The sequence below is a fragment of the Nostocoides sp. genome (assembly GCF_037045025.1).
In the GTDB taxonomy this organism is placed as follows: domain Bacteria; phylum Actinomycetota; class Actinomycetes; order Actinomycetales; family Dermatophilaceae; genus Nostocoides_A.
The window spans coordinates 254,330-269,774 of the sequence record NZ_JBAOHM010000005.1 but is presented as its reverse complement, the minus strand read 5'-3'; the positions used below and the strand labels follow the sequence as shown (position 1 = coordinate 269,774).

16 protein-coding genes are annotated in these 15,445 nt (G+C 70.7%); 1 reads left to right on the top strand and 15 read right to left on the bottom strand.

Going from position 1 to position 15,445, the window contains the following annotated elements; genetic code table 11:
• Positions 1 to 3: 3 nt before the first annotated feature.
• From V9G19_RS03680 to rpsF, 6 genes are all read right to left on the bottom strand, one after another.
• Complete coding sequence (locus V9G19_RS03680) at positions 4 to 1,593, bottom strand: serine/threonine-protein kinase (protein ID WP_462284134.1); 1,590 nt, start codon at positions 1,591 to 1,593, stop codon at positions 4 to 6.
• Positions 1,590 to 3,101: an FHA domain-containing protein gene (locus V9G19_RS03675; RefSeq protein WP_462284133.1), complete on the bottom strand. Its 1,512-nt coding sequence runs from the start codon at positions 3,099 to 3,101 to the stop codon at positions 1,590 to 1,592. The genes V9G19_RS03680 and V9G19_RS03675 overlap by 4 nt, the downstream gene beginning before the upstream one ends.
• A gap of 136 nt (positions 3,102 to 3,237) precedes the next feature.
• Entirely contained in the window at positions 3,238 to 3,684 is a 447-nt protein-coding gene (gene rplI, locus V9G19_RS03670; RefSeq protein ID WP_462284132.1) for a 50S ribosomal protein L9, read from the bottom strand.
• 21 nt (positions 3,685 to 3,705) lie between these two features.
• A complete protein-coding gene (gene rpsR, locus V9G19_RS03665) occupies positions 3,706 to 3,942 on the bottom strand; it encodes a 30S ribosomal protein S18 (protein ID WP_462284131.1) in 237 nt (78 codons plus the stop codon).
• A gap of 462 nt (positions 3,943 to 4,404) precedes the next feature.
• The gene (locus tag V9G19_RS03660; protein WP_462284130.1) at positions 4,405 to 5,058 is read right to left on the bottom strand and encodes a single-stranded DNA-binding protein; all 654 of its coding nucleotides are present in this window, start codon (positions 5,056 to 5,058) and stop codon (positions 4,405 to 4,407) included.
• An 18-nt stretch (positions 5,059 to 5,076) separates the two neighbouring features.
• Positions 5,077 to 5,364, bottom strand: coding sequence for a 30S ribosomal protein S6 (gene rpsF / locus V9G19_RS03655; RefSeq protein ID WP_462284291.1), 288 nt, complete (start codon positions 5,362 to 5,364; stop codon positions 5,077 to 5,079).
• Positions 5,365 to 5,738: 374 nt separating this feature from the next.
• On the opposite strand from rpsF, the gene V9G19_RS03650 reads away from it, so the two are divergent.
• The gene (locus V9G19_RS03650) at positions 5,739 to 6,047 is read left to right on the top strand and encodes a phosphotransferase (protein WP_462284129.1); all 309 of its coding nucleotides are present in this window, start codon (positions 5,739 to 5,741) and stop codon (positions 6,045 to 6,047) included.
• A gap of 217 nt (positions 6,048 to 6,264) precedes the next feature.
• Here V9G19_RS03650 and V9G19_RS03645 read toward each other — a convergent pair whose 3' ends face one another.
• The 9 genes from V9G19_RS03645 to V9G19_RS03605 form a co-directional block, all read right to left on the bottom strand.
• The gene (locus V9G19_RS03645; protein WP_462284128.1) at positions 6,265 to 6,540 is read right to left on the bottom strand and encodes a DUF167 domain-containing protein; all 276 of its coding nucleotides are present in this window, start codon (positions 6,538 to 6,540) and stop codon (positions 6,265 to 6,267) included.
• Between the two features lie 98 nt (positions 6,541 to 6,638).
• Positions 6,639 to 8,000, bottom strand: coding sequence for a glycosyltransferase 87 family protein (locus V9G19_RS03640; RefSeq protein ID WP_462284127.1), 1,362 nt, complete (start codon positions 7,998 to 8,000; stop codon positions 6,639 to 6,641).
• A 12-nt stretch (positions 8,001 to 8,012) separates the two neighbouring features.
• Positions 8,013 to 10,328, bottom strand: a complete 2,316-nt coding sequence (locus V9G19_RS03635; protein WP_462284126.1) for a transglycosylase domain-containing protein — start codon at positions 10,326 to 10,328, stop codon at positions 8,013 to 8,015.
• 105 nt (positions 10,329 to 10,433) lie between these two features.
• Complete coding sequence (locus V9G19_RS03630) at positions 10,434 to 12,239, bottom strand: hypothetical protein (RefSeq protein WP_462284125.1); 1,806 nt, start codon at positions 12,237 to 12,239, stop codon at positions 10,434 to 10,436.
• A complete protein-coding gene (locus tag V9G19_RS03625; protein WP_462284124.1) occupies positions 12,236 to 12,760 on the bottom strand; it encodes a SigE family RNA polymerase sigma factor in 525 nt (174 codons plus the stop codon). Before V9G19_RS03625 ends, V9G19_RS03630 begins: the two co-directional genes overlap by 4 nt.
• 112 nt (positions 12,761 to 12,872) lie before the next feature.
• A complete protein-coding gene (locus tag V9G19_RS03620) occupies positions 12,873 to 13,109 on the bottom strand; it encodes a FitA-like ribbon-helix-helix domain-containing protein (protein WP_462284290.1) in 237 nt (78 codons plus the stop codon).
• 538 nt (positions 13,110 to 13,647) lie between these two features.
• The gene (locus V9G19_RS03615; RefSeq protein ID WP_462284123.1) at positions 13,648 to 14,658 is read right to left on the bottom strand and encodes a Gfo/Idh/MocA family protein; all 1,011 of its coding nucleotides are present in this window, start codon (positions 14,656 to 14,658) and stop codon (positions 13,648 to 13,650) included.
• Positions 14,659 to 14,754: 96 nt separating this feature from the next.
• Positions 14,755 to 14,955, bottom strand: coding sequence for a hypothetical protein (locus V9G19_RS03610; RefSeq protein ID WP_462284122.1), 201 nt, complete (start codon positions 14,953 to 14,955; stop codon positions 14,755 to 14,757).
• Positions 14,955 to 15,413 (bottom strand): TetR family transcriptional regulator, encoded by a 459-nt coding sequence (locus V9G19_RS03605; protein WP_462284121.1) that lies wholly within the window; start codon positions 15,411 to 15,413, stop codon positions 14,955 to 14,957. Before V9G19_RS03605 ends, V9G19_RS03610 begins: the two co-directional genes overlap by 1 nt.
• Between the last annotated feature and the right edge of the window lie 32 nt (positions 15,414 to 15,445).

Below are 15,445 nucleotides of genomic sequence, written 5' to 3'. Positions count from 1 at the left end.
GCCCTATTGTGCCTTCTCGCACTTTTCGACCGGGTTGGACGGCGTCCCCGACCGGCGCAGGAGGGTGACCTGCACGCAGGTCGTGCCGTCCGCAGCGATCGGGACGTCGGCGTGCGTCGTCGTGGCTTCAACTACCGTGCCGGTCGGACCGACCGGTAGCACCCGATACTCGTCTCCCGGTCGCGGATCGGGGTTGGTCCAGCTGACCCGGAGCTTGCCGCCGCGTCGTTTCAGGGTGACGTGGGTGACCGGTGGGACGATTCCCTCGACCGGATCCGAGACCGCCTCGGTGGTGGAATCCTCGCTGCGGGGGGTGGTCCCCGGACCGCCGTCGCCCAGCTTGCTGGCGGCAAAGCCGGCGAGGACGAGAACCACTGCCGCGCCGGCACCGACGAGCAGTTGCCGGCTGCGCCGGCCACCGGCTGCGTGGTCGGCGACCGCGGGGTCGCTGTCCTCGTGGCGGGTCGGCCCCGCGGGGGGGTGCCCCGGTGGGTCCGCCGGTCCTGGCGCGCCCGGCTCGGGCGGCTCCTGCGCGGCGGACGGTTGGCCGGCGCCGTCCCCGTCCAGCGACGCAGCCGAATCCACCGGCGGACGCACCCCGGTCGTTCCGGTGGGGTGGAAGCCCTCGCTGCGCTGCCCGGTGTCGGTGCCGTCCGGGTCGATGGACACGAAACCGGTGACGCTGGCCCACGGCTCCTGGTCGGGCTCGAAATGGACCAGCTCCGGACGCTCGGCGACGACGTCGAAGGTTGTCGGCGACAGATGCAACTCGGCCTGGACCGACTGCAGCGCGCGGGCGAACTCCTGGGCGCTTTGATAGCGCTGGGACGGCTGCTTGGCCATCGCGATTCCAAGAACACGCACCAGCGACGGCGAGACATCCTCACGTCGCATCGGGGGCGGGGCCTGGGTGCGCGCCCGATGGGCGATCGACACGGCGTCATTGGAGGAGTCGGTGCGCTCGAAGGGACTGTGGCCGACGAGCATCGTCCACATCGTTGCCGCCAGGGCATAGACGTCGCCCGTCGGCCCGAAGGGCGTGCTGCCGGAGATCTGCTCCGGCGGGGCCCACGGCACCGAGACCGCATCGGAGTCGCCGCTCGCGCCGGTGAGCGTGGAGGAGGCGATCCCGAAGTCGGTGAGCGCCGGCCGCTGGAACTCGGTGAACAGGATGTTGGCCGGTTTGATGTCCCGGTGCAGGATGCCGAGCCGGTGGGCCGACTCGACGGCCCCGGCGAGCTGCACGCCGACCTCGAGCACGCGCGCGACCGGGAAGGGTCGGCGCGCGTGCCGGATCTGCACCCCGAGGTGGGGCGGCGGGCAATACTCCATGACGAGGAAGGCGTCCCCGCTCGGCGTCTGGCCGGCATCGAAGATGCTCACGACATTGGGATGGCTGGAGAGCTGGGCCATGGTGTGCGCCTCGGCCTCGAAGGTTTGCTGGTTGCCGGCCCCCAGGCGACGGAGCAACACCTTGACCGCGACCGGGCGCCCGAGGCGCTCGTACTTGTAGACGTCGGCGAAGCCGCCCTTGCCGAGATACTCCAGGTAACGGAAGCCGGCAAGCGCGGGGGGGCTCGACCCTCGGCTCATGGCAGGTTCTCGAAGGTGATGCGCACGCCGTCGCCGAAGTCCAGGGTGTCGCCTTGGAAGATCGGGATGGGCACCTCGGGCAGCCGGACCGGTGGCTGGGTGCCGCGGCGCAAGAAGGTGCCGTTGGTCGAGGAGAGGTCCTGCGCCAGGATCGACCAGCCCTCGACCCGGATTTCCAGGTGGGAGCCGGAAATGTGCCCATAGGGCAGCGCCAGCAGCCGGGGGCTGCCCGCATGGCCCGCGGAGGCGCGGGGGGCACGTCCGGCGATCACCGTCCCGCTTAGGTCGAATGCCTCCCCGGTGGAGGCGACCAGCCGGCCGACATTTGGCTGCGGGATCTGGCGCGGGACACCGTCGATGGCGGCGCGGCATACGCGGCACAGACTGCGCTGGGGGGGGTTTGCGTGCCCCGCGGGACAAAAGACCCCGAGCACCGCGGCCGGCGCCTCGCGCCCGGGCACGAGGTGGACCGGGCTGGTCAGCTCGGCGCGTCTGCGGGTCACGTCGGCGGTGTCGGCGGTATCGGAGTGCGACGAGCGCGGTTCCTCCAGCCGAGAATCCCTTCGGCCCGACGGAACCTCGACGATGTCCACCCGAGCATCCATCGCCGGCGGCGGCACATAGGACCGCGGGAATGCGGGAACGACGGAGATGAAGCCGTCGGCGTCAGCCGCCGCGGCCGGTGCGGCCGCGGGTGCGTGCTCGCCGACGCTGGGATGATGCACCGCACGGGCGAGTTCGACCGCGGCCACGTGGTGCTTATCCGGAGGCGACGTGGACGAGACGGCGCTCGCGTCGGCCGGAGCACGTGCCACGGCAGGCTCGGGCACGAGCCAAAGGTGGCGGGCAAGTTCGGGCACGCGCTCCCAGTCGGGTTCGAGCGTCACCCCGCCGGTCTCGCCGACGGGGGCGTCCTGGGCGGCGGGGGTAGCGGTGGAGGCCGCCGCCGGGGTAGGCCCGGTGTCGGGGGAGTCCGGGTGTCCCGACGATGCCGATGCGGAGGCGGCGTCGGTCCCCGGATCGGCGGCAGCGGCGACCGCAGGTGCGGGCTGCCCGGCCTCGGCGCTTGCGTCACCCCAGCTCAGCGCCCCGGCGGTCAGGACTCCGCTGACGATGGGGCGACCGCCGTGGTCGGGATGGGCGGACCGGCCGGGGTGGGTCAGCGCGACGGCTGTGGCGACGGATAGGTGCCGCTCGGCCCAGATGCTCGCCCCCGAACCGTCGACGAATTCGGTGCCCCGTGAGGTCTGCGCGGTGACGGCGAAGTGGCCACGCGCGGCGACGGTCGTCGAGTCGGGGGCGACGAACGCGATCGCGAAGCCGGGCAGTGAGATCAGGCTGTGACCGCACGCGTGGGTGAGGGCATCGAGGAAGCCGGCGATGTCGGCGCCGTCGGCCAATGCCTGCCACAGCGAGTCGACGACCGCCGCGTCGAGGCCGCCATCGATCAGCGCGAGCCCGCCGGGCCAGGCGAGGCCATGATCGGTGCCGGGCAGCCATCGCGTCACGCGCATCGCACCTCCCGCCCTGGCGAGCCGAGCGGGGCCGGCGCTCGCGGCTCCCGCGTCGATAGGCAGCATACCGAGGCAGGCCGCGCAGCGCCTGGGCGAGGACAGCTCAGGCGCTGCGACGTGAGTGCGCTGGTCAGCCGGCGACGACGTCGAGGGTCACGCTGGCTTGAACCTCGGGGTGGAGGCGCACGAGGGCCCGGTGCTCGCCGACTGACTTGATCGGGGTCGGAACCTCGATCTTGCGGCGGTCGATGTCAGGCCCGCCGGCGGCCTTGACGGCCGAGGCGATGTCGGCCGTGGAGACCGCGCCGAAGAGGCGGCCGCCGCTGCCGGCGTGGGCCGCGATCCGCACGGGTGACGCTTCGAGGTTGCCCTTGATCGACTGGGCTTCCTCGAGCGACTTGACCGCGCGAGTCTCGCGGCCGCGGGCGAGCGCGTCGACCTGAGCTTGCCCGCCCTTGGTCCAGGCCACGGCCAGGCCACGCCGGAAGAGGAAGTTGCGAGCGTAGCCGTCCTTGACGTCGACGACATCACCGGCGGCGCCCAGGCTGCTGACCTCGTGGGTGAGGATGACCTTCATGGTGGTGCTCCTTGGCGGGGGTCAGCGGGCGGAGCTGCTGTAGGGCAGCAGCGCCATCTCGCGGGCGTTCTTGACGGCATTGGCGATCAACCGCTGCTCCTGGACCGAGACCCCGGTCACCCGGCGGGCGCGGATCTTGCCGCGGTCGGAGATGAACTTGCGCAGCAGCTGCGCGTCCTTGTAGTCGATGTTCTCGATCTTGGCGGACTTGAGGGGGTTGGCCTTCTTCTTGGGCCGACGCACAACGGGCTTGGCCATCGTGGTGCTCTCCTTCTGTGGGGTGAAGAGCCCGAGCAAGCAACTCGGGATGGAATTGGGTTTGGGGATGAAGGGCTATTTAGCCACGCTGGTTCGTCGGTGAGGGCGCAACGAAAGGTGCGTCCAGCGGAAGCCGACTCGCCCGATTTCTCGACGATCGGCGAGTGGGAGCGGGGCAGCGAAGCAAGCCGGTCCCAGGAGCCGATGAGGAGAGAAATCGAATGTCATGGTTCGACGATCGGCGAGTGGGAGCGGGGCAGCGAAGCAAGCCGGTCCCAGGAGCCGGTGAGGAGAGAAATCGAATGTCATGGTTCGACGATCGGCGAGTGGGAGCGGGGCAGCGAAGCAAGCCGGTCCCAGGAGCCGATGAGGAGAGAAATCGAATGTCATTTCTCGACGATCGGTGAGCCGAAGCCGCGCCAGCGGGTTCGGCGAGCCGGTGAGGAGAGAAATCAAATGTCATCAGAACGGAGGTTCGTCGTAGGACGGGGCGTTGCCACCCCAGCCGCCACCTTGGCCGCCTTGGTTTCCGCCGCCCTGGTTGGGGGTTTGGTTGGGCTGGTTGCCCCAGCCGCCGCCCTGGCCACCTTGGCCGCCGCCTTGGCCGGGCTGGTTGCCCCAGCCGCCGGACTGACCGCCCCCTTGGCCGCCGCCGGATTGGCCGCCCCAGCCGCCCTGACCGCCGCCTTGGCCGCCGGAGCCGGCCCAGGGGTCTTCCTGGGAGCCGCCGCTGCCGAAGCCGCCGCCACCGCGCTGGGTGCGGGTGACCGCGGCGGTGGCGTAGCGCAGCGAGGGGCCCACCTCGTCGACGTCCATCTCTACGACGGTGCGCTTCTCGCCCTCCTTGGTCTCATAGGAGCGGGACTTCAGGCGTCCGGTCACGATGACCCGATTGCCCTTGTGGAGGGATTCGGCGACGTTCTCGGCGACCTCGCGCCAGACCGAGCAGCGCATGAACAGGGTCTCCCCGTCCTTCCACTCGTTGGCGTTGCGGTCGAAGGTGCGCGGCGTCGATGCGACCGTGAAGTTGGCGACCGCGGCGCCGGACGGGGTGAACCTCAGCTCGGGGTCACCGGTCAGGTTGCCAACGATCGTGATCGTGGTTTCGCCAGCCATGGCTGCCTCTCGGTCGGGTCAGGCGTCGGCGCGCAGCAGCTTGGTGCGCATGACCAGCTCGGAGAGCCCGAGTTGGCGGTCGAGTTCCTTGGCCGTGGCCGGCTCGGAGGTGAAGCCGACGACGACGTAGCTGCCCTCGTCCTTCTTCTTGATCTGGTAGGCCAGGCGGCGCCGGCCCCAGACGTCGACGTTGTCGACGCTGCCACCGTCGTTCTTGACGACGGTCATGAACTTCTCCACCGTGGGGCCGACCTGGCGGTCGTCGATCTCGGGGTCGATGATGACCATCAGTTCGTATTGACGCATGCGGAAAAACCCGCCTCCTTCGGTCTTGGCGGTCACGGTCTCTCCGTGACAGGAGGGTTGTCATGCTGGCCGGCGCGAACTCCGCCGTGGGCGGTGGCCGGCAACCGAGACATGGTAGCTGGTCGGCCCGTCCGGGCCGAAATCAGGCAAATCCGCTTGCTGCCGCACGGCCCGGCTCCCTTGGATGTCCGTATGCCGCTGCCCGAGGTCGACTACCACCGCACCTCTGCTCGTCCCGCCTTCGAGGCTCTGCCGGGCAGCGTTCGCGCGGCCATCGAGGCCCTGGTCGGCCCGGTCGATCACGCGGAGACGGCGAGTGGTGGATTCTCGTTCTGGCGTTCGTCGAGGGCCGCCAGCCCGGTTCGCCGTGGACCGTGCCGCAGGCCGATGCGGTGCATGCGGCGTGTGTCGAGATCTCGGGGCTCGGGTCCGCCGACCTCGCGGGGGTCGAGGTGCCCGCGCTGAATACCGACGTCGCGACCGGGTGGGGCATCGAGACGGTCTTTGCCGTGGGCGACGCCGACCGGCCGCTGGCCCGGATCCCGCAGGCGTTGGCGGGGGAGCGGCTCTGCCATACCGGCTTGCGCCCGGACAACCTGCTGATCGCCGACAACGATGCGACGGTCATCGACTGGAACTGGGTGTGCTCCGGCCCGCCCTGGGCAGATTTCGTCTGCCTGTGACCGGAACTCGCCCACGACCGGATCGACGTCGGGCGGTTCGCGAACTCGCCGCTGCTGACCGGGGTCGCCGCGGACGATGTGCACTGCTGGCTCGCGGCGATCGCGGCATACCTGCTGCGGGGCGCGGACGACCCGGTGCCCTTTGGCTGCACGCCCGCGCTGCGGCCCCATCAGCGGCGCCAGGCTGCGCTTTTCCTCGAGTTGTTGCGCGACGCGCTCAGCCGAGCAGGTCGGCCAGGCGTGCGGCCCCGGCGGCGGCTTCGATGTCGAACTCGACGATCTTGGTCCGCGCGCTCGCCCCGGAGACCAACCGCACGCCCGAGCGAGGCACACCGAAGGCGTCGGCCAGCGCCGTGAGCACGGCGGCGGTCGCGGCGCCGTCGACGGCCCGAGCGGTGACGGCCACGACGAGGGTGTCCTGCCCATACCGCCCGCCGACCCGGGTACGCGAAGCGCCCGGTTTGGCGCGCACAGTCACGCGGTAGGTGCTCACCGGCGCCATCTTGGCAGGTATCGGCGGGGGCTCGCGCCACATACCGCGTGGGGTGACCTGCACGAGGTGAGCTATACCGCACCCTCTGCCGGACACCCCTAACGGGCAACCTCGGCCGACTCGCGGCGATCCTGCTCGAGCGCCGGCGGGAACTGGCCGGCCCGCCACACCCGTGAGACCAGCCAGGTGATCCCGGCGAGGCGGATGACCAGGAAGAGCGCGTACCACGGCCCGGGCAGGGCGCGGTCGGGGCGCGTCTGCATCCCGATGTAGAGCCAGATCGCGATGAAGTGGGTCATCTCGGTGCCCGCCCAGATCAGGTGGTCGCGCCAGCGCACGCCGGCCGCGGCGGCCAGCGGCAGCAACCAGAGCGAGGCCTGCACCGGGACGGCCTTGCCGGTCATCATCGCCATCGCGACCACGACGAAGGCGACCTGGGCCCACGTGGGCGCGCGGAAGGACTCGCGGGTGAAGATCCAGCCCATGATCACGGCCAGGACGACGCCGCAGACCGCCAGCGAGGTTACCGACCACACCGGCAGCTCGACCTTTTGCAGTTGGCTGAGCCAGCGCAGCCAGGCCGAGGAGACGTCCTTGGCGTTGCAGGCCGGGACGTCGCAGGCCAGCAGCGTCGGCAGCAGCCACGGCGAGCCATAGCTGGCCTTGGACTCCCACCAGGCGCGATAGGCGCCGGTCAGGATCTGCGGGCGCACGGCAATCGCCGCCATCGCGATCGCCAGGACGCTCGCGAGCGCGGTCATCGCCACCCGTTTGGCCGCGGCGAAGACGTCCGAGCGCGCCGCGGCGAGCAGGAGCGCGAGGGCGACCAGCGCGGCATACGAGCGGGTCATCGTGGCGACGCCGAGCACAAGCCCGCAGACCGTATGCCGCTCGCGCTTCCACGCGAGCATCGCCGCCGCGACCAGGGCGACCACCAGCGCGTCCGCGGACAGCACCGCCGCGAGCACGATCACCGGCGACAGCGCGACCTGGGCGGCGGCCTGCAGGTCGCCGGGGACCAGGTGGGCGGTGCACCAGACGGTCGCCGCGAGCAACAGCGTGATCAGCACAACCCAGGCGAGGAAGTACCAGCGGCTCTGGTCGAGCGCGCTCGCGCCGTCGGGGACGAGCCCGCCGACCGCGCTCATCACGGCGCCGGCGACGACCGGCTGGTCGAGGACCGCGCTGCCGTTCAGCCAGCCGGGCAGGCCGGTGTCCAAATGCCCGAGGGCATATTGCGCGGGCAGGTCGGAGAAGCACTCCCGCCAGAACTGATCGGCGCCATACCACCCGTTGCGCACGCAGTATTCGCGCTGCAGCACCGCGACGATCATCGGGATCCACACGAGCGCGGTTAACTGCGCCACGATCCGGCGCCAGCGCCCCACCGGGTTGGCGTGCCGCCCGAGCGGCCCACCAATGAGTTCGCTGTCGGTGGGCGGGAACAGATCGGGGCGCATCTTCCTGGCCGCCTAGGGGGCGGTGGTGCCGGTGGCGCCGGCGGGTGTCGTCTCGGTGGTGGTGCCCGGAGTCGTCGTCGGGGATTGGTTCGGTGGGGTGGAGGTGTCCGAGGTGGGCGGTGGGGTGGTCTCGCTCGTCGGCGGTGGCGTGGTGTCGCTCGTCGGCGGTGGCGTCGTCGGGATGTCGGTGATGCTGCCGGACCCGCTCGGGGTCTCGGACGTCGAGCTGGTGGAGCTGCTCGACGAGCTGGAACTCGTGCTCGTCGAACTCGGCGGCGTGCTGGTCGTCGACGTGTACGGCGGCACCGTCGAGACGATCGTGGGGGTGGCGCCGGAGACATTGCCGGGCGGCGGAAGTTGCGCGATCGGCTGGCCCTGCAAGGCGGCGCCCATGAACGCGGTCCAGATGTTCAGCGGCACGCTGCCGCCGGTGATCTCGGCGTAGCCGCCGATGCCGACCATCTGGTTCTCCGGCTTGAGCGAGGCGTCCCCCTTATACATCCCGACCGCCGCGGCCAACTGCCCTGGGGTGAAGCCGTCGAACCACGCGCTGTAGTTGTTGGTGGTCGTGCCGGTCTTGCCGGCGACCGGACGGCCGATGGAGGACGCGCCCGGCGCGGTGCCACCCGGCTGGGTCACCCGGTGCATCGCCTGGATCGCGTCCCGGGCAACCGCCTTCTTGAAGACCTGCTTGACCTTGGGCTTGGCCTTGTAGTTGATGTCGAAGCCGCCGGCGCCCTTGACGCTCGCGATCAGGTAGGGCGCGGCATACTTGCCCTCCGCGGCGATGGTCGCATATGCCGCTGCCTGGTCGAGCGGGCGAACCAGGTCGGTGCCGAAGACGTTGGCGTAGTTGGTGCCGAGGATCTTCTGCGGGCGCCAGGCGCGGATGCCGGCCTTTTGCGCCATCAGCTTGGTCTGCTCGGGAGTGACCTCGATGTTGAGTTGGGCAAAGTAGGTGTTGCACGACAGCGCGGTCGCCGTGGCCATGTCGAGGACGCCGTAGGAGCCATTGCCGAAGTTCTGCACCATGCCCGCCCGAGCGGCCGCGGACGCGCCCGGCTCGTCGCTGGCGAACTGCGGTAAGTACTGCGGACCGGCGCCGGAAAAGCGCGTGCTCAGCGGCAGGCCCTTCTCGAGCGCGGCGATCAGCGTCCATACCTTGAACGTCGAGCCCGCCTGCATACCGGCGTCGGTGGCCGTATTGAAGTAGCCCATCTCGCCGGAGCCGTACTTCGGCCCGCCGTACATCGCCCGGATCGCGCCGTCGCCGGGGACGACGGCTGCCAGGCCGACGTGCAGGTCTTCGGTGCCTTGGCCCTCGGGCATGGCCGTCTTGACCGCGTTGATCGCGGCGTCCTGGGCGCGCTTGTCGATCGTCGTGACGATCCGCAGGCCCCCGAGGGCCATCTCGGTGTCGGTGAGCTTGAGCTTGTTCTTCAGCTCCTCACGCACCGCCTCGCTGACGAAGCCGTTGGGGGTGGTCAGCCCGGTGGTCTTGGCCGCGGCATACACCTTGGGGAATTTCAGTTTGTCGCGCTCGGCCTGGGAGAGCCAGCCCTTCTCGACCATGCCGTCGACGACATATTCCCAGCGGCCCTTGGCGAGGGTGGTTTGCTCCGGGCCGAGCGAGGGGTCATAGAGCGACGGGCCGCGGATCACCGAGGCCAGCAGCGCGCCCTGGGCGACATCGAGATTGCTGACGCTGGTATGGAAGTATGCCTGCGCGGCGGTCTGGATGCCGTCGGCGCCCCGCCCGAAGTAGATCGTGTTCAGGTAGTCCTCCAGGATCTGGTCCTTGGAGACCTCCTTGTCGATCTTGATGGAGATCATGATCTCCTTGAACTTGCGGGTGAGCGTGCGCTCCTGGGTCAGGTAGTAGTTCTTGACGTATTGCTGGGTGATCGTCGAGCCGCCCTGCTGCGGCCCTCCCCGCAGCCCGACCCAGACCGAGCGGGCGATGCCTCGCGGTGAGATGCCGCTGTTCTGATAAAAGGTGCGGTCCTCGGCGGCGAGGAAGGCCTTTTGCACCTGCTCGGGCACCCGCTCCAGCTTGACGCTTTGCCGGTTAACGGTCGCGAACCGGTCGAGCACGGTCTTGCCGTCGCTGTAGTAAATGATCGAGTTCTGCTGCAACGCCCGCTCGTTGGCCTTGGGGATCGGCGTCGTCACATAGGCGACGATCAGCGCCGCCGCGGTGAGGATGCCCAGGGTGAGCAGCGTCCACAGGGTCACGCGCAGCCAGCGCCGCTTCTTCTTCGGCGGCTTGGGCGGCTTCGGCGCGGGGGCCTCGGGAGCGGCGGTGGAGCCAACGGGGTGGTCGGTCATGGGCTTTCCGGGGTCGGGCGACAAACAGGCCCGGGGTGCCGGGCCGCCATCCAGTATGACGCCTCCGGCTGAGCGCCGGTTGCCCGCCGCCTGTCCAGAGGCTGGTCACCCGGCGCGGGTGAAGGCGAGCAGCGGCGCGCCGCTGCGGCTGAGCACGAGCAGCTCGTCGCGGATCGAGATCCCGTATGCCGCGGCGTCGCCGACCGTCTCGTCGGCCCGTTCCAGCGGGCCCGGCTTGCAGAGCATGAGCGTCGAGCCGACTGTGGTGCCGATCACTCGCCCGGCGACGAGGACCGACCGGCCGCTGAGCGCGTTGCAGCCGTGGAAACGCCAGGCCAGGTCGGCCCGGTCGCCGCGGTCGATCTCCAGCAGCGGGCCGGGGGTGCCGAAATCATGCTCGGGATCCTGGCGGGACCAGGTCAGCTTCCACCGGCCGAGGACGTCGGTGGCGCTCGCGTAGCGCTCGAGCAGCGGCGCGCGGCCGGCGTTGTCCGGCAGTGGTACCGAGTCGGTCAGCGTCGCCCAGCGGCCGTCGCCGCCGTCGATCCAGATTGAGCCGAGGTCGAGGTAGACCGCACGGGCCCGCTCGACCACGTCGAGGAGCGGGCGCGGTGGCCGCTGCCCCCCGGGGCAGGTCCGCGCCGTGACGGCCCGGTTGGAGCGCACCTGCCCGGACGAGTCGAGCCGAAGGACCCGCCGGGCGATCTCGCAGCCGGCGGTTCCGGTGACTGACAGGGTGGCGCTGTCGGGCTCGTCGCTGGCTGTCGTGATCCGGACCCGCGCGCCCTCGGCTTTTCGGTCGTCGTCCCACCAGATCCACGTCCCGGCCAGGAGGTCGGGTGCGGTGACGACCGCCGGCCCGCCCCCGGCCGGGAAGGGACCGGCAAAGCCGGCGATCACGCCGCGGTCGCCGAGCAGATAGGTGCCGTCGTCGCCGCGAGCGAGCGCCGTGGTGGCCCGCAGGGCGGCGATCGCCGGCTCTTCCTGCGGATAGGTCGCGGGGCACAGGTCGGCGCCGGCGTCGCCGGCGGCTGATCGGGCCCGCCGGCCGGTGAGCCGGCCGAGGCTGTCGATGCGCGCGTCCAGCGCGGCGACCAGGCAGGCCGGGCCGCTGCCTTCGGGCCGCGCGAGGGCGAGCGTGACCCGGTCGTCGCGTCCCGAAATGCCGAACTCCAGCCATGGGGCCTCGCTCACGCCGACCGCACGGATCAGGCCGCCCAGCCCGGGATTGGGTGGGTTGGCCACCGCGCCGAGGACCGCCGAGCTGCTCGCCAGTGCGCTCCGGTCAGGGACGCTCAGCATCGGTCCCTCGACGGCGCGGGTGAGCCGGGCGGTCTCTTCGCCCTGGGCGTCCCGGGCGATGACCTCGCCCTTGCCGGGGGTCCAGGTCGTGCCCGGCTGGACGACGGTGAGGATCGCGGGCCGATAGCAGTCGGCCAGCTCTGGTGGCGGCAGCGGCTCGGCCGGCCCTGTCCAGTCACCGACCTCGATCAGCCCGGTGCTGGGGTCCCACGTCAGCCAGCCGCCAACACCGACGCACCCCGCCTCGGCTCGCCACCAGCCGTTCTCGGCGACGATGATCCGCGACAGCGGGGCGGGATCGTCCGTGACCTGTGCCGAGCCGAGCCGGGCGAGCTGCCAGGCGCCGGCGATCGGGGCGTTTCGGGCCACGACCGAGGTGGTGGAGCTGCTCGCGGGCGGCGTGACGTCATGCCCGTCGCGCACGTTGGCGCCAAGGACGATCGCGCCGACGAGGGCGGCCGCGGCGGCGAGCGCAGCGGCATACGGCCAACGACGCCGCGGCGGAGCGGGAGCCGCAGCAACCCGCGCAGCCCACTCGGCCGGGTCGAAGGTGACCTCCTCGGCGCGGTCGCGGAGAACGGTGGCCAGGCGCGTTTCGATGTCGTTCATGACGATTCGTCCTCTCGGAGGATGGCGATCGCCCGGCTGGCGGTGGACCGGACGGCGCTGACACCGATGCCGAGGACGTCGGCGATGGCCGCGTCATCGAGGTCCTCGTAGTAGCGCAGGACGAGCACCTGCCGCATCCGCGGGGGCAGGGTGGCCAGGCGGCGCCAGAGGGCGTCGTCGCTCGCGATTCGTTCGCTCGGGTCGGGCCAGCCGGGATCGGGCAGCGCGTCCGGGGCGATCGGCCGCTCCTGCGCCCCGCGCTTGCGCTGGTTGGACGTATGCCGATTGACCAGCGCCCGGCGGGCGTAGGCGTAGGGCGCCTCGGCCGCGGACAGCTTGGCGTAGGCGCGATGCAGGTCGACCAGGGTGTCCTGGAGCAGGTCCTCGGCGTCGGGGCGAGTGCCGGTCAGGACATAGGCCAAGCGCAGCAGGGTTCGTCCGTGAGCGGCGAGGAAGTCCTCAAAACCGCGCGGCGAGCGGGCATCCCGGGCGGGGTCGCGCCTGCTCGCCAGTGTGTCCACACCCTCCTAGACGCCGTATGCCGCCCCGTCCGCTGCGCCGGTCTCCTCGGCGCTGCTGCGATTGGCACCAGGCTAGGCCCGCCTGGCCCGTGTGGGTGACTTGTTGGGGCGGCTACGCTACCGAGGCTCGCCCGACGCCTCGCCGGCCCTCGCTCGCGGGCGGTCCCGCCACGGCCACGTCCTCCAATGCCTCGCTGAGCGCCTCGTGCAAGGAGAACAGGTACATCGTGTTGTTACCGTCGGTCGCAGCGTCGAGAACGTCGCGCACCTCGTCCTCCACCGTGTGCGCGTTCCGCGCGGCGCGGGCGCGCAAGCGGGCCATCGTGCGTTCGCTCACGTCTGGAATCATCAGGTTCGTCATGGTCGCTTCCCCACCAATCTGGACATATCGTCACATGAGGGTGGCCATTTCGACCACGGGGCGGCGTGCGAACGTCGTCACACCTATGTCGTTGATCACCTACGGCCACATTGCGACTCACTGCTGTCGCGTTCACACCAAGAGATCCGCCGTTACTCGCCCGAAGGCGACTTCGCGCATGTCAGGGCGCCACTTGCCACTGTTGGCGCGCCCTGGAGTCGTCGGCCGGCCGCTCCGGCCAGCGCGCGACCTGCGGACATGACGCCGATCACGTAGCAGCAATCACACTGGTCGCCCGAGTCTCCCGGGCCCTCGCCGCTTCCTGGTTGGGGCAAGGAAGCCGATCGAGATCAGGTGACACTGCTCAAACGAACAGCGTTCACGCAGGTCGAGAGGACCCGGTCGGCACGGTTATCGCCGCCACGAAACGTACCGACACGCTCCTTTCGACCCGCCGGTTTCGAATCAGGGGCCCGGCTCGGCGGCGCCGGGCCGTGGGAGGGGGAGAGGAACTCGTGGATCAAGCTCAGCTGGGATCGGGGATGCCCACCTGCCGGCGAATCGCGTCCATGACCCGCAGCAGCTGGACCGAGTCGCTCATCGGCCGGACCGGGGAGACCGTCTCGCCGGCAACGATCCGCCGGGCGACATCGACGGCCTGGAAGTGCAGGCCACCTTCGTGGGCGAGCGGCTGCTCGTCATGTCGCAGCCGCTGGCCGCTGCGGGTGCTCACGGTGAATCCCCCGGGCTGATAGAACGGGCCGTCGATGTCGATGGTGACGTCGGCGCTCGCGATCGTCGCCGTCGTCGGGGTCTGGCCGAGGATCGTGCTGTGCAGCGAGGCGATGCCGCCGTCCTCGCCGGTGAGCATCATCGCGAGCTGGCCGTTGATGCCGTTGGGGGCCGGAGAACCCACGGCGGCGACGGTTTCGGGGGCACCGATCGCCCACATCGCGATGCTCAACGGATAGGTGGCAAGGTCATAGATCGGCCCGCCGGCCAGGTCGGCCCGGTAGATGCGGTGATCCGGCGTGAAGTATTCGCCGAGGTCGGCCAGGACGGTGTCGACGACAAGGTCGTCCAGGATCTGGCGCAGCACATCGTATTTCGGCAGGAAGAGCGTCCATAGCGCCTCCATACAGAAGACGCCCGCCTCGGCGGCCCGGTCGGCGATCTCGCGTGCCTGCGCCTCGGTGACGGCGACCGGCTTCTCAATCAGCACGTGGTTGCCGGCGTCGATGGCGAGCAGCGCGTGATCGTGGTGGAGGTTGTGTGGGCTGGCGACATAGATGACGTCGACCTCGGGGTCGGCCACCAACGCCTCATACGAGCCGTATGCCGCGGCCGCCCCAACCGTCTTCGCGAACCGGTCCGCGCTCTCCTGGCTGCGGGAACCGACGGCTTGGATCCGCTGAGTCGTGTTGCACCGCAACGCGGTCGTGAACTTCTCGGCGATCCAGCCGGTGCCGAGGATGCCCCAGCGCAGCGACGGTGCGCCTTTGGGATCGGGGATCCGGGCCTGGGGCAAGGTCTGCATGGGCGTCCTCCTCGTCGGTTGGCGGAATGTTAGGACATTGGCCGCCACCGGCGCCAGCAGGGTCACCGGGCCGACGCCTCGCTCCGGGGTGCCCCCTCAGCGCGCGGACGGACCCAGGATCGCCGCGCACATCTGCTCGCCGATCCACTCGGCATACTCCTGCGGGCTCCAGCCGAGCGTCTCGGTCAGCAGGGTCCACACCTGGACGCTGTTGAGCGTCCAGAGCCGGTCGCGGGCCCGCTCCAGGCTCAGGCCCGGCGCCAGGCCCCCGAGTTCGGCGACCCGGCGGGCGACCATCAGGGTGCCGTCCAGCCGCTCGGTGTCCGTCGTCGCGGCGAGGGCGATGAGGTCCGGATCCCCGGTCGCGGCACCGCTCGCGATCTGCAGTTGGAGCGGGGCCAGGCGCTCCAGGAGGGTGCGGCCGAGGGCGGCATACGACCGGAGCAGCGCCGCCGGAGCAGCGCCGCCGGATCGATCAACTCGTGCACGGCGCGAGCCTCGGGCCGCTGGGCGAGCGGGACGTCGGCGTCGTCCCCGGCGAGCGTGACGTCATACGCGGCCTTCAGGAGAGCGGGCTTGGACCCGAAGGCGTTGCAGATCGTCTGCGCGGACACTCCGGCGGCGCGGGCGACGGCGGCGACGGACGTGGCGGCATACCCCTCGCGGGTGAAGAGTTCGGCCGCGCTCGCCAGGATGCGCCGGCGGGTCGCGGCGGCCTGCTCGTCGCGCAGCGGGCTGGACCGTTGGAGGCCCACCGAGACCACATCCCTTGCGCCGACGAGCGCGG

What these genes read in the sequence shown, in the direction of transcription:
- rplI (WP_462284132.1), bottom strand. Translation starts at nt 3,684, where the DNA reads ATGAAGGTCATCCTCACCCACGAGGTCAGCAGCCTGGGCGCCGCCGGT.
- V9G19_RS03680 (WP_462284134.1), bottom strand. Translation starts at nt 1,593, where the DNA reads ATGAGCCGAGGGTCGAGCCCCCCCGCGCTTGCCGGCTTCCGTTACCTG.
- V9G19_RS03640 (WP_462284127.1), bottom strand. Translation starts at nt 8,000, where the DNA reads ATGCGCCCCGATCTGTTCCCGCCCACCGACAGCGAACTCATTGGTGGG.
- V9G19_RS03630 (WP_462284125.1), bottom strand. Translation starts at nt 12,239, where the DNA reads ATGAACGACATCGAAACGCGCCTGGCCACCGTTCTCCGCGACCGCGCC.
- V9G19_RS03615 (WP_462284123.1), bottom strand. Translation starts at nt 14,658, where the DNA reads ATGCAGACCTTGCCCCAGGCCCGGATCCCCGATCCCAAAGGCGCACCG.
- rpsR (WP_462284131.1), bottom strand. Translation starts at nt 3,942, where the DNA reads ATGGCCAAGCCCGTTGTGCGTCGGCCCAAGAAGAAGGCCAACCCCCTC.
- V9G19_RS03635 (WP_462284126.1), bottom strand. Translation starts at nt 10,328, where the DNA reads ATGACCGACCACCCCGTTGGCTCCACCGCCGCTCCCGAGGCCCCCGCG.
- V9G19_RS03610 (WP_462284122.1), bottom strand. Translation starts at nt 14,955, where the DNA reads ATGGTCGCCCGCCGGGTCGCCGAACTCGGGGGCCTGGCGCCGGGCCTG.
- V9G19_RS03620 (WP_462284290.1), bottom strand. Translation starts at nt 13,109, where the DNA reads ATGATTCCAGACGTGAGCGAACGCACGATGGCCCGCTTGCGCGCCCGC.
- V9G19_RS03660 (WP_462284130.1), bottom strand. Translation starts at nt 5,058, where the DNA reads ATGGCTGGCGAAACCACGATCACGATCGTTGGCAACCTGACCGGTGAC.
- rpsF (WP_462284291.1), bottom strand. Translation starts at nt 5,364, where the DNA reads ATGCGTCAATACGAACTGATGGTCATCATCGACCCCGAGATCGACGAC.